Source organism: Eggerthella sinensis (assembly GCF_003339815.1).
Taxonomy (GTDB): Bacteria; Actinomycetota; Coriobacteriia; order Coriobacteriales; family Eggerthellaceae; genus Eggerthella; species Eggerthella sinensis.
Genome location: NZ_PPTT01000003.1, coordinates 157,442 through 168,751 on the forward strand (window position 1 = coordinate 157,442; position 11,310 = coordinate 168,751).

General features: G+C 57.3%; 10 protein-coding genes. 7 read left to right on the forward strand and 3 right to left on the reverse strand.

Annotated elements, in window-relative coordinates; genetic code table 11:
* Positions 1-53 precede the first annotated feature (53 nt).
* Positions 54-572, forward strand: a complete 519-nt coding sequence (locus C1876_RS02610; protein WP_114545169.1) for a Jag family protein — start codon at positions 54-56, stop codon at positions 570-572.
* Positions 573-683: 111 nt separating this feature from the next.
* Positions 684-1,325, forward strand: coding sequence for a 16S rRNA (guanine(527)-N(7))-methyltransferase RsmG (gene rsmG / locus C1876_RS02615; protein WP_114545170.1), 642 nt, complete (start codon positions 684-686; stop codon positions 1,323-1,325).
* A 27-nt stretch (positions 1,326-1,352) separates the two neighbouring features.
* On the opposite strand, the gene C1876_RS02620 is transcribed toward rsmG, so the two are convergent.
* Positions 1,353-1,754, reverse strand: a complete 402-nt coding sequence (locus C1876_RS02620) for an endonuclease domain-containing protein (RefSeq protein ID WP_114545171.1) — start codon at positions 1,752-1,754, stop codon at positions 1,353-1,355.
* 221 nt (positions 1,755-1,975) lie between these two features.
* On the opposite strand from C1876_RS02620, the gene C1876_RS02625 reads away from it, so the two are divergent.
* Positions 1,976-2,944, forward strand: coding sequence for a ParA family protein (locus C1876_RS02625; RefSeq protein WP_406566188.1), 969 nt, complete (start codon positions 1,976-1,978; stop codon positions 2,942-2,944).
* Positions 2,937-3,968 carry a ParB/RepB/Spo0J family partition protein gene (locus C1876_RS02630; protein WP_114545172.1) on the forward strand — a complete coding sequence of 344 codons (1,032 nt, stop codon included), beginning with the start codon at positions 2,937-2,939 and terminating at the stop codon, positions 3,966-3,968. Before C1876_RS02625 ends, C1876_RS02630 begins: the two co-directional genes overlap by 8 nt.
* 56 nt (positions 3,969-4,024) lie before the next feature.
* Here the strand turns inward: C1876_RS02630 and rlmN are convergent, their stop codons facing one another.
* Entirely contained in the window at positions 4,025-5,053 is a 1,029-nt protein-coding gene (gene rlmN / locus C1876_RS02635) for a dual-specificity RNA methyltransferase RlmN (protein ID WP_211309485.1), read from the reverse strand.
* A 71-nt stretch (positions 5,054-5,124) separates the two neighbouring features.
* Here rlmN and C1876_RS02640 point away from each other — a divergent pair, with 71 nt between their 5' ends.
* The gene (locus C1876_RS02640; protein WP_114545174.1) at positions 5,125-6,066 is read left to right on the forward strand and encodes a D-alanine--D-alanine ligase family protein; all 942 of its coding nucleotides are present in this window, start codon (positions 5,125-5,127) and stop codon (positions 6,064-6,066) included.
* A 25-nt stretch (positions 6,067-6,091) separates the two neighbouring features.
* Here C1876_RS02640 and C1876_RS02645 read toward each other — a convergent pair whose 3' ends face one another.
* Positions 6,092-6,736 (reverse strand): hypothetical protein, encoded by a 645-nt coding sequence (locus tag C1876_RS02645; protein WP_114545175.1) that lies wholly within the window; start codon positions 6,734-6,736, stop codon positions 6,092-6,094.
* Between the two features lie 82 nt (positions 6,737-6,818).
* Here C1876_RS02645 and C1876_RS02650 point away from each other — a divergent pair, with 82 nt between their 5' ends.
* Complete coding sequence (locus C1876_RS02650) at positions 6,819-9,815, forward strand: helicase C-terminal domain-containing protein (RefSeq protein WP_244910006.1); 2,997 nt, start codon at positions 6,819-6,821, stop codon at positions 9,813-9,815.
* A 24-nt stretch (positions 9,816-9,839) separates the two neighbouring features.
* Positions 9,840-11,159: a hypothetical protein gene (locus C1876_RS02655; protein ID WP_114545177.1), complete on the forward strand. Its 1,320-nt coding sequence runs from the start codon at positions 9,840-9,842 to the stop codon at positions 11,157-11,159.
* Positions 11,160-11,310 lie beyond the last annotated feature (151 nt).

The following is an 11,310-nucleotide window of genomic DNA, read 5'->3' on the forward strand; positions in this document are numbered from 1 at the left end:
AATGTTTCACGTGAAACATTCGCGTGTCGTGAGCGTTGGTAAAGGAGTCTGTCATGGCTGAAGAATTGGTTGAGAAGCCCCTCGACGAGGAGCCGACTGAGCTGACCGACGAGGATCTCGATCGCATCGCCGACACGGCAATTGGTGCGCTCCAGGACATCCTCAAGTATTTCGATGTGGGCGAAGTGACCATCGACGAGTACGAAGGCGACGAAGGCGAGCTTATCCTCGACATCACGGGCGACGATCTGGCGGTTTTGATCGGACGGCACGGCAAGACACTCGACGCCCTGCAGTTCCTCGTGTCGGCAATCACCGTGCGCACCATCGGGTTCCGCTATCCGGTGATCGTGGACGTCGAAGGCTACAAGAGCCGTCAGCGTGAGAAGCTCGAGTCCATCGCACGTTCGTCCGCGAACCGCGCGGCGGGTCAGAACCGCAGCATCAAGCTGCGTCCGATGACTCCGTACGAGCGCCGCATCGTGCACATCTGCCTGCGCGACGACGACCGTGTGGAAACCGCGTCCGAAGGTGAAGGCAGCGCGCGTCACGTGGTAATTCTTCCTCGCTAAGTTCTATTACTTGCTCGCCCGCATCGAAAGGTGCGGGCTTTTTTTATGCCCGAATGTTTCACGTGAAACATTCCACTATACTGGTGGCACGTCGAAACGGAGGAGCAAGGAATGCACGACGATCTTTTGAAGCGCCATCTTGAACTGGTTATCGAGGCGAACAAGACCACCAACATCACGCGCATCTCGACATGGGAAGAGGGCATGCTGCTGCATGTGGAAGACTCGCTCGTGGGATTGCCGGAAGTGATGGATGCGCCAGCGGGCCGTATGGCCGATATCGGGTCGGGGGCTGGATATCCGGGGATTCCGCTTGCTATCGAAAGCGGGCGTCAAACGCTGCTTGCCGATTCCGTTGGTAAGAAGACGGCGATCCTTTCCTCGATGGTTGAAACGCTCGGGCTCGAAAACGTCGAAGTGTACACCGGTCGCATTGAGGACCTTGCGCGCGAGAAGCCGGCGGCGTTCACCGTCGTGACGGCGCGAGCGCTCGCGCAGCTCTCCATCTTGATGGAGCTTGCCAGTCCGATGCTCCAAGAAGGCGGACGTCTCGTATGCTACAAGGCGAACGTCTCGGACGAAGAACTGCAGCATGCATTGTCACTACAAGAGCAGCTTGGCATGAAGCACGTGTCCGACCGTACTGTGACGCTCGGTGACAACTGCCGCCGTATCATCTGCTTCGAGAAGACCGGTCGTCCGAAGATCAAACTGCCGCGCAAGGTTGGTATGGCTCAGAAGCGCCCGCTTTAACCGATGCAGAATGTTTCACGTGAAACATTAGCGTTTGTCCTTGAGCTTTTGAAACAGGTCTTCCTTCACATCGTTACGTCGGTTGAGAACTTCGGCATGAATGGCTTCGCACACGCCTTCGAGGTTCTCAACCACCTCAGTGTTCGTGAAACGCAACTCTTTGATTTCCAGCATCTCTAAATAGGTGGTGCGAATCTGATCGTACTTCTTCTGTCCTCGCGTATAATGGCTGTCACCGTCAATCTCGATGCTCAACCGTGCTTTCCGGCAATAGAAATCGACGATGTAGGTTCCTATCACTTTCTGCGCAACGAATGAGGTAGGATATTCTCGCAGGAACGAGAACCAGAGCCGCCGCTCTGCATAGGTCATCTGCTTCCGCATGGTTGTCGCCCGCTCAGCGAGCAATTGACGCCGTGTCATATTCATCAGCTCCCTCGTTTCGCCCTTCCCTTATTGTACTCAGAATATCTAGCGCGCAGATGAAGGGCATCGAACGGGAATCTAGCGTGTTTCTAGCACATGTTTCACGTGAAACACTACCGGTTCCAGCGAGCTTCGAATGTTTCACGTGAAACATTCCTCTGACGTGTTTCACGTGAAACACTAAACAGGGTATACTGTCGGTGCGGTTAAGAAAGGGGGTCCCTGTGGGACTATTCGATGGTCTCAAACGAGACAAAAAAGCAGCCGAGACTGTCAAGCAGGATAACAAAGAAGAATTCATCGAGGAAGAGTTGATCGTCGATCACATTGAAGTGGTCGAACGTGAGGCGCGACCCGTGATTGAGCAGGAAGTGCCTCCCACTCCTATCAAGACGATCAAGGAGAAGGCGCCCGTCAAGCATGTGGTGGGCCAGACGAAGGTCATGGCCATCATCAACCAAAAAGGCGGTGTCGGGAAGTCAACGACTGCAATCAACCTTTCTGCTGCGTTGGGCGAGCTTGGCAAGCAGGTTCTTCTCGTAGACCTCGATCCTCAGGGCAACTCTTCGAGTGGTCTGGGTATCGAAAAGAGTCAGGTGCATAACTGCGTCTACGACGTGCTGCTCAACGATGTTCCCATTGAGGACGTTATCATCCCCGATGTGAGTGAAGGACTCGATCTCGTACCAGCCACGATTAACCTCGCAGGGGCAGAAGTAGAGCTTGTATCTGAAATGGCCCGTGAGAATCGCTTAAAAGACGCCGTAGGAAGCCTTCGCGGCAAGTATGACTATGTTTTCATCGACTGCCCGCCGTCCTTGGGTCTCCTGACCGTCAACGCGCTGGTAGCCGCCGACAAGCTTCTCATTCCCATTCAGTGCGAGTTTTACGCGCTGGAAGGTGTGACAAAACTCCTTGATTCAATGAAACGTGTCAAAACACGCCTTAATCCGACCCTCGATATCTTCGGCGTGCTGCTGACGATGTACGATGGTCGCACCACGCTTTCGCGTCAGGTTGCGGAAGAGGTGCGTGGATACTTCGGCAAAACGGTCTTTGCGGCGCTTATTCCCCGTACGGTCAAGCTTTCCGAGGCTCCGAGCTTCGGTCAGCCCATAACGCAGTACGATCCTTCGGGTAAGGGTGCTCAATCGTATATGGATCTCGCAAAGGAAGTGGTACAACGTGGCTAAATCGAACAAAAGCGGGTTGGGACGAGGCCTGAACTCGCTTCTTGGCGGCGCATACGAGGAAGCAACCCCTATCGAAGCTACTCCTCAGCGTGTTTTGATCGAACAAGAGCGTGAAGAAGTCGTTGTTATCACTGAACCGGCACCGCAGAATGTTTCACGTGAAACAATTGCGCCGATTCAGGAGGAATCGATCGTCGATGGCGAGAACCATGTGACCATCAAGAGCGTGTCGCAGCGCCGCACGGATGAGGTTCCTATCGAGCAGGTGAGCCCGAATCCCGATCAGCCGCGTACGAACTTCAAGAAAGAGGCCCTGGAAGAGCTCGCGTCGTCCATTGAGAAGGATGGATTGCTTCAGCCGATCCTCGTGCGGCCGGTGGGTAATCAGGAATACCAGATTATCGCCGGCGAACGTCGTTGGCAGGCTTGCAAGATTGTCGGATTGAAGACGGTTCCCATCCGTATCAAAGAAGCCGACGACGATCAGGCGCTCGAACTGGCGCTTGTTGAGAACATCCAGCGTTCTGACCTGAATCCCATCGAAGAAGCGTACGGATATCGCCGTATGATGGAGCGCCGCAATCTCACCCAGTCCGAAGTTGCCCAGGCGATGTCGAAAGGCCGCTCTACGGTCGCAAATGCGCTGCGCCTGCTCGAATTGCCCGAAGAAGCGCAGCAGCTTTTGTTCGAAGAGAAGATTACGGCGGGCCACGCGCGCGCCATTCTGTCTATTCCCACGAAGGAAGGCCGTCAGAAGCTCACGGACAAGCTCGTTGCCGAGAAATTGACGGTCCGCGAGGCGGAGGCTATCGCGCGACTGTTCTCCGGCAAGCGCAACGAATCTGCAACGCCGAAGCCTCCCGTGCCGAAGACGTACAAAACGGTGGCAAAAGCGCTAAAAGACGTGCTGAACACGAACGTGAAGGTGAAATCGTCTCAAGGGAAGAATAAGATTGAGATCGAGTTCAAGGATGAGGAAGATCTGGAGCGGTTGTTTGAAGAATTGATTGCCGCCGCATCATAGGAACAAGAAAGGCCCCGCATTGCGGGGCCTTTTCAATGTTTCACGTGAAACATTCCTTATTTGAATGTGTTTTTAAGTTGCCCGCAGGCGCCGTCGATATCGGAGCCGCGTGAATCGCGCAACGTGGCCTCGGTGCCCTTCTTCTGAATCGCGTTGAGCCAGCGATCGATGGTTTCCGGTTCGCTCGGCTGGAATACGGACCCTTCGATGGCGTTGATGGGGATGAGATTGACGTGGCAGAGGAGGTTCGCGCAGAACTTCTGCAAAGCTTTGAGGTCTTCGTCAGCGTCATTCACGCCGTCGATCATGATGTACTCGAGGGTAACGCGTCGATTGGTCTTCGCAATGTACTCCTGCAGTGCGCTTTTCAAATTCCCTAGCTTAAAACGGGCGACATTGGGCATCAGGAGGTCACGCACGCCCTGACGTGCTGCGTGGAGCGACACTGCGAGCGTGAATTGCTCGGGTTCTTCGGAAAAACGCTCGATACCGGGCAGAATGCCGCAGGTTGAGACGCTGATGTGGCGCGCACCGATCTCGAGGCCCTTCTTGTTGTTGAGGATGCGCAGCGCTGCCATGGTGTTGCCGTAGTTGAGGAAGGGTTCGCCCTGTCCCATGCCCACGACATTCGTCACGCGCTTTCCCATGTCGTCTTGCGCGATGAGCACTTGATCGATTATCTCGCCTGGTGTGAGATTTCGCGCGAACCCTTCGCGACCCGTCGCGCAGAATGCGCAGCCAATCGCGCATCCAGCTTGCGTCGAGAAGCACACGGTGAGACGATCGCCCCCACGCGAGGGAATGGCGACGGTTTCAACGCGAATACCGTCGTCGAATTCGATCAAATACTTCCGCGTACCGTCCCGAGACACCTGACGATTCACGATTTCCGGCATTGTGAGGGGAAAACGCTCGGAAAGCACGGCTCTGAGAGCCGCTGGGAGGTTCGTCATCTCGTCGTAGCTGCTCACATGACGTTGATAGAGCCATTCAGTTAGCTGCTGAGCACGGAATGAGGGCTGCGCAAGCTCCTTCATCAAGGAAGGAAGCTCAGATAGCGCGTACGTTTTAATTGGTTTATCCATGGCGGTCATTATACATGTTTCACGTGAAACATTCTGGTTTGCTATACTGCTGTGCAGCGAACGTACCAAGGATGATGAAAGAAGGATGCATGTCTGACTGCCGTGTGGCCTTGCTTACCGGGGGAAAGAGCGGCGAGCGAGAGGTTTCCCTGGCATCGGGAAAAGGAGCTCGCGAAGCCCTTGAAGAAGCTGGATTTACCGTAACGTCCCTTGATCCTGCGGAAAAGGAGGATCTGAAGAGTCTTATTGACGGACCCTTCGACGTCGCATTCCTGTGTTTGCATGGGAAATGGGGAGAAGATGGCACCGTGCAGGGCTTTTTGGAGACTATCGGGCTGCCTTACATCGGCTCAGGGGTATGGTCGAGCGCTCTTGCCATGGATAAGGTGAAATCGAAGCTGTATTACGAGCGGGATGGCATTCCCACTCCCCCTTCGGTCTCGCTGCAAGCGGGAGATTCGTACGATGTGGACGAAATCGTAGCAAAATTGGGAGAACACTGCGTGGTGAAGCCCGGTACCGAGGGAAGTGCGCTGGGCGTTTTCATCGTTGAAGGTGCCGAAGCGGTGGCCGAAGCGATTGAAAAAGCATTCGCAATCGATTCTGAGATTCTTATCGAGCGGTATATCAAAGGTAAGGAATTGACCGTCGCGGTGATCGGCGACGATGAGGTTGAAGCGCTGCCTATCATCGAGATTGTGCCGAAGAGCGAGTTCTACGATTACGAGTCCAAGTACGCGCCCGGCGGCTCGCAGCACCTATGTCCCGCGCCGTTGTCGGAAGAAACCACGCGTATGGTGCAGGATTTGGCCGTTCGCGCGCACCGAGCGCTGTCATGCAAGGGTGTTTCCCGCTCGGATTTCATCCTGGAAGACGACGGTCGGTGTTGGACGCTCGAGACGAACACCATTCCGGGCATGACGGGCACATCGCTGTTGCCCGATGCCGCGCGCGCTGCGGGTATTTCGTTCCCGGAGCTGTGCACGCGGCTGATTGGCTACGCGCTTGCGTAAGAATGTTTCACGTGAAACATTCTGTTTAGAACAACCCGCATGATTTAAGACCGAACAGCACGAGCGCAATGAGGAGCAGGAGGAACAGCCAACTGACGACGTAGCAGCCTTTGTTGCCCTTGCGGCCCTGTTCGATCATCTTCTCGGACATTTTGCGATGGCTCTTCATGATGACCGTGCCTGACTCCTTCGAGGGGAACGGCACGGTTTTCTTCGGAGTCCATGCACCGTCGCTTGAGATGAGCTGTTCGACGGCTTGCTCGCCGAGGTCGACGTCGGGACGAACGCCGTCGGACAAGCGCGACGCCGTCGACGCGATGAAGGGGGAAAGCGTCTGCTCGAGAGAGGGATCGTAGCAGATGACCGCCGCCTGACCCCAGTAATGACCGGGTTCGGGCTTGTCGGTGAACGCTACGAAGGACAGCAAGGCCCGCAGATTCCATCCGCGGGCGGCAAAAACGCTCAGTTTTCGGGAAAACGAGGGATCGAAGTACCCCACCAGGCTGCCGAAGCGGTTTTTCATCCAAGCAGTAGATACGCCGTCTTCGGTTTGGAACACGATCTCGAATACATCGCCGATGAGGTTGTCTGCTCCGAGCAAGGTGGCAGCGTCTTTCTTGGAAAGGGTGTCGAACCGTGCGTACGTTCCGAAATAGCGCTCTGCCTGCATGTTCTCTCCTTTGAGCCGTTCTTTTTGTCGGCATCGGCGTATCAGTTTGTGTGATCCCATGATAGATGATAGGCTAACCGGTATGGATAAACAAAACATGCCCTCGCAGGATACCCTGCAAAGTTTCATAAGCGATGGTACGTCGCAGGCCATCTGCGATCGCTATGCGTCGCTTTCCAAAATCGCCGCTACGGCGGATTTTGGCGATCTCGACCACAATATCGTGGTGCTGGACACGGAAACCACGGGTTTCTCGTTCCATCACGACGAGTTGACGCAGATCGCAGCCGCTCGAATGGAGAACGGTGAGATTGTCGAGTGGTTCATCACGTTCGTGAACCCCGGCAAGCCTATTCCGGAAGATGTGGCGCACCTTACCGATATTCACGATTGCGATGTAGCCGATGCGCCGTCCCCTTCGGATGCGCTTGCCGAGCTCGCCGCGTTCGTGGGCGACGCAAAGGTGATCGCGCATAACGCCGAATTCGACCGCACCTTCACGACCCGCCACCCGAGCGGGTATCCCCTGCTTGAGAACACGTGGATCGACTCGCTCGACCTTGCGCGCATCGCGCTGCCTCGCTTGAAGTCGCATCGATTGCTCGACCTCGTGCGCGCATTCGATTTACCGCTGTCGACGCACCGGGCCGACGCCGACGTTGCCGCAACCTGTGCCATTTTCCGCATCTTGCTGGCGGGTGTGGCAACGATGCCGCCGGCGCTCGTGTGTGAAATCGCGCATATGGCGACGCCTGACGAATGGTCGACGCAGGTGGTGTTCGATCAATTCGCGCAGAAGTACGAAAATGTTTCACGTGAAACATCCGACCTGAAGTTCTCGCTGCGCAATCTGCGCAGAGATCGTTTGGGTAAGCTCGAACGCACGGCGAAGCTCGATGCCGACGACATTGCTGCCGACCCGCAGCTCTCGCTCGTATTCCCCTCGAACGAGGAAATCGTGCAAGCGTTCTCGGAAACGGGGCTCGTAGGCTCGCTCTACAACGATTTCGAGCCACGTATGGAACAGGTTGCCATGGCGGAAGCGGTGCGCGGCGCGTTCTCAAGCTCGGAGAACCTGTTGGTTGAAGCGGGGACCGGCGTTGGCAAGTCCATGGCGTACCTCGTACCGGCCGCGTTGACGGCTCGAGCCAACAATATCGCCGTCGGTGTGGCGACGAAGACGAACACGCTGCTCGATCAGCTGGTCTATCACGAGCTGCCCGCGCTGTCCGAGGCGCTGAACGCTGACGACTCCGAACGTCCTCCGCTGACGTTTGCGCCGCTCAAAGGCTTCTCTCACTATCCCTGCCTGCGAAAAATCGGGCATATCGTGTCGGATGGCGCGCAAACGAAGCTCTTCGGCAATAAGGAACAGTCGCAGGCCCCGGCGCTCGCAGCGCTCCTGTCGTTCATCGAGCAAACCGAGTACGACGACATGGACAGCCTGAAAATCGACTATCGCATGCTGCCGCGCCGCATAGTGACGACGACCGCGAACGATTGCTTGCGCAGGAAGTGTCCCTATTTTGGTACCTCGTGCTTCGTTCACGGGTCGCGCCGCCGCGCCGAGGCGGCCGATATCGTGGTGACGAATCACAGCCTGTTGTTCTGCGACCTCGTTGCAGACGGAGGGCTGCTGCCCCCTATTCGCTACTGGGTGGTTGACGAGGCCCACGGTGCCGAAGCTGAGGCGCGTCGCGCGTTCTCGCTGTCGCTCTCAGCGGAGGACATTACGCGCCTGGCGAACCGCGTCGGTGCAGACGAAGCGTCGCGCAATGTGTTCGTGCGCGCCGAGCGCCGTGTGGTCGTGCCCGGCATGGAAGAGGGATCGTCGCTGTTCTATGCTCTCACGGCGAAAGCCCGCTCGGCGGGTAAAGTGTACGCTGAGGCGGCGCACGAATTCTCGTCGCACCTTAAAGACCTTCTATTCTTCGATCAGAATAGAAAGGGTAAGGGGTACGAAATCGTTGAGCTGTGGATCAACAGCGATATACGGGCGAGCGCAACGTTTTCCCAGGTGGCAAGCTATGGCCGTGCGATGACGCAAGCGGCTGAGAAGCTGGTGACCACGTGTCAGGAGCTTGTGGGCTACCTGGAAGACCTCGAGGGTGCGGCGGAGATTCAGCGTGAGATCGCATCGGTGACGATGGAGCTCAAGGAGCAGATGAACGCCGCCGACATCATCCTCGACAAGGCGCCCGAGACGTACGCGTACGCCGCGACGGTGAGCCGCAAGAAGGATCGCGTAGCCGAGAAGCTTGAGGCGTTGCTGATCAACGTGGGCGAAGCCATGAACGAAACGCTGTTCGAGCGCACGCATTCCACCGTGTTCGCGTCGGCGACCCTGGCGGTTGACGACAAGTTCGACGCGTTCGAGAGCGCGTTGGGGCTGAACGCCTCGGAGCACTCGACCTGCCAGACCTGCAAGCTGGACTCCAGCTACGATTTCGACGCCAATATGACCGTCTATGTGGCCAGCGACATGCCGGAACCGAACGAAGCGGCCTATCTTTCGGCTTTGCAGCGCCTGCTCGTTGCCGTGCACCGTGCTCAAAACGGCTCGATGTTGACGTTGTTCACGAATCGCCGCGAGATGGAGCGCTGTTTCGACGAAGTGCAACCCCAGCTCAAAGAGGACGATCTGCGTGTTGTGTGCCAGAAATGGGGCGTGTCCGTGAAGGGCCTGCGCGACGACTTCTTGGCAGACGAGCACCTGTCCCTCTTCGCGCTCAAGAGCTTCTGGGAAGGGTTCGACGCGCCGGGTGCCACGCTGAAGGGCGTCATCATCCCGAAACTGCCGTTCGCGAAGCCGACTGACCCCCTGTCGTGCGAACGCGCGGCACGCGATGACCAGGCATGGCGCCGGTACGTGCTGCCCGCCGCCGTGCTCGAGACGAAGCAGGCTGCCGGCCGCCTGATCAGGAAGGCCGACGACACCGGCGTGCTCATCCTGACCGACCGCCGTCTGCTGACGAAGAGCTACGGAAAGGCGTTCCTCAACTCGCTGCCGAGCAGGACTATCAAGGTGATGACGGCGTCGGAGATTGCTGCCGACCTCGAGCGCGCGAACAACGGGTAGCGCAGGGCGAACCAGCAGGTACGAATGGGCAAGTGGGAAGACAAAATAACGCGCGCCGCGCACATCAAGAAGCACACCCGCGGCACGTCGAACGAGATATCGTTCAGCGTCCTCGACGCGGCGAAAAACGCGCTCGACGGGGATGCGAACGACAAGCAGAAGCATGCGCCCTTCTCGGGGCGCATCTCGCTGTTCACCCTGCCTGGTCGCCGCAAGAAACCGGCGGGCACGCCGACGAAGGAACGAGGACTCCCCCTCTCAACAGGCGATTTCGTCTCGGTTGAAGACAGCGGACCCGTCCCTAAGCTCAATACCATGTCCCCTCCTCGCACGTCGGCGCCCGCTGCGAGCTCATCTGCCGCCATCGTCCCGGCAAAGCTGAAACGTTCCCCCGAGGAAGAAATCGCACGCCGCAAGGCGCGCCGCCGCTTGAGCAAGGTACTCGCCATATCCGTGGTCGTGGTGGTGACGATTGGCTTGCTGGTAGCGGGCGGAGGTTACCTCTATCACGATTTCCAGAATCAGCAGGGGCATGTGGCCGTGCTCGATGAAGCGTTGAACCTGGTCAGAGAAACAGACGAGCCGCTTCATCAGCTGAACGACGTCGTGTCCGATCCCTTCAAGGAGGGCAATGCCGCCGCACGCGCCTCCATCCGTGAAAAAGCGGAAGCGGTGGACGAGCAGCTGCAGCAAGCCGATAAGAAGGCGCGTGAGGTCTCGGTCGATTTGAAGAACCAGCGCGATAAGGAAGCGGCGAATCAGACGGTGGTCACCATTTCCGCACGCCGTGCGCTTTTGGAGCAGGGACAGGTGCTCATGGACGCCGCCGACGCAGCCGAGGACGCATCGAAGCGCGTCGACGGTGCGTGGAAACTCGTGATGCAAGGCGATGAACTGGCTCGACAGGCGGCGCAGCTCATTACCGAAACCACCGCGGAGAACGTGGAGGCATCCAAGGACAAGACGAACGAGGCACTTTCGACGCTCGACGACGCCCTGGCGGGCTTCGTCGACGCGCAGATGACGTACGATCTGGCAGATTTCTCGCCCTTCATCGACTACATCCAAAAGCGGCAGGAGTCGCTCGGGTACGCCATCGCATCGGATGACGCGCTGTTAGCGAAGAACAAGGAGGAAGCGACCGCTCAGAACAACGCGTACAACATCGCCGACGCCGAAGCGGCCACGCTTGCGAAGGCGTTGCCGGCCGATCCGTCGAGTCTTGTGGACGAGGCGTTCGAAACGGCTACGGCGGAAGCTTCAAAGGCCTATTCAACAGCACGTTTACAAGCCGGAACAGCTGACGCTTTTATTACTGATTATTTGGGTACAGGGAGCAAATAGCGTATACTTCCCTTATGTGTGCCTTGTAGAATCACCAACGAAAGGCAAAAGAGTATGCCGGACATACTGGATCACGTCGCATATTTATCACAGGAAATCGGTCCCCGTCCTGCGGGAACCGAAGAAGAGCAGCAAGCGGCGTTGTACATCA

Bases quoted from the DNA above. Each gene is read 5' to 3' on its own strand.
- C1876_RS02610 (WP_114545169.1), top strand. From the start codon at position 54: ATGGCTGAAGAATTGGTTGAGAAGCCCCTCGACGAGGAGCCGACTGAG.
- rsmG (WP_114545170.1), top strand. From the start codon at position 684: ATGCACGACGATCTTTTGAAGCGCCATCTTGAACTGGTTATCGAGGCG.
- C1876_RS02620 (WP_114545171.1), bottom strand. From the start codon at position 1,754: ATGAATATGACACGGCGTCAATTGCTCGCTGAGCGGGCGACAACCATG.
- rlmN (WP_211309485.1), bottom strand. From the start codon at position 5,053: ATGGATAAACCAATTAAAACGTACGCGCTATCTGAGCTTCCTTCCTTG.
- C1876_RS02640 (WP_114545174.1), top strand. From the start codon at position 5,125: ATGATGAAAGAAGGATGCATGTCTGACTGCCGTGTGGCCTTGCTTACC.
- C1876_RS02645 (WP_114545175.1), bottom strand. From the start codon at position 6,736: ATGCAGGCAGAGCGCTATTTCGGAACGTACGCACGGTTCGACACCCTT.
- C1876_RS02650 (WP_244910006.1), top strand. From the start codon at position 6,819: ATGGATAAACAAAACATGCCCTCGCAGGATACCCTGCAAAGTTTCATA.
- C1876_RS02655 (WP_114545177.1), top strand. From the start codon at position 9,840: ATGGGCAAGTGGGAAGACAAAATAACGCGCGCCGCGCACATCAAGAAG.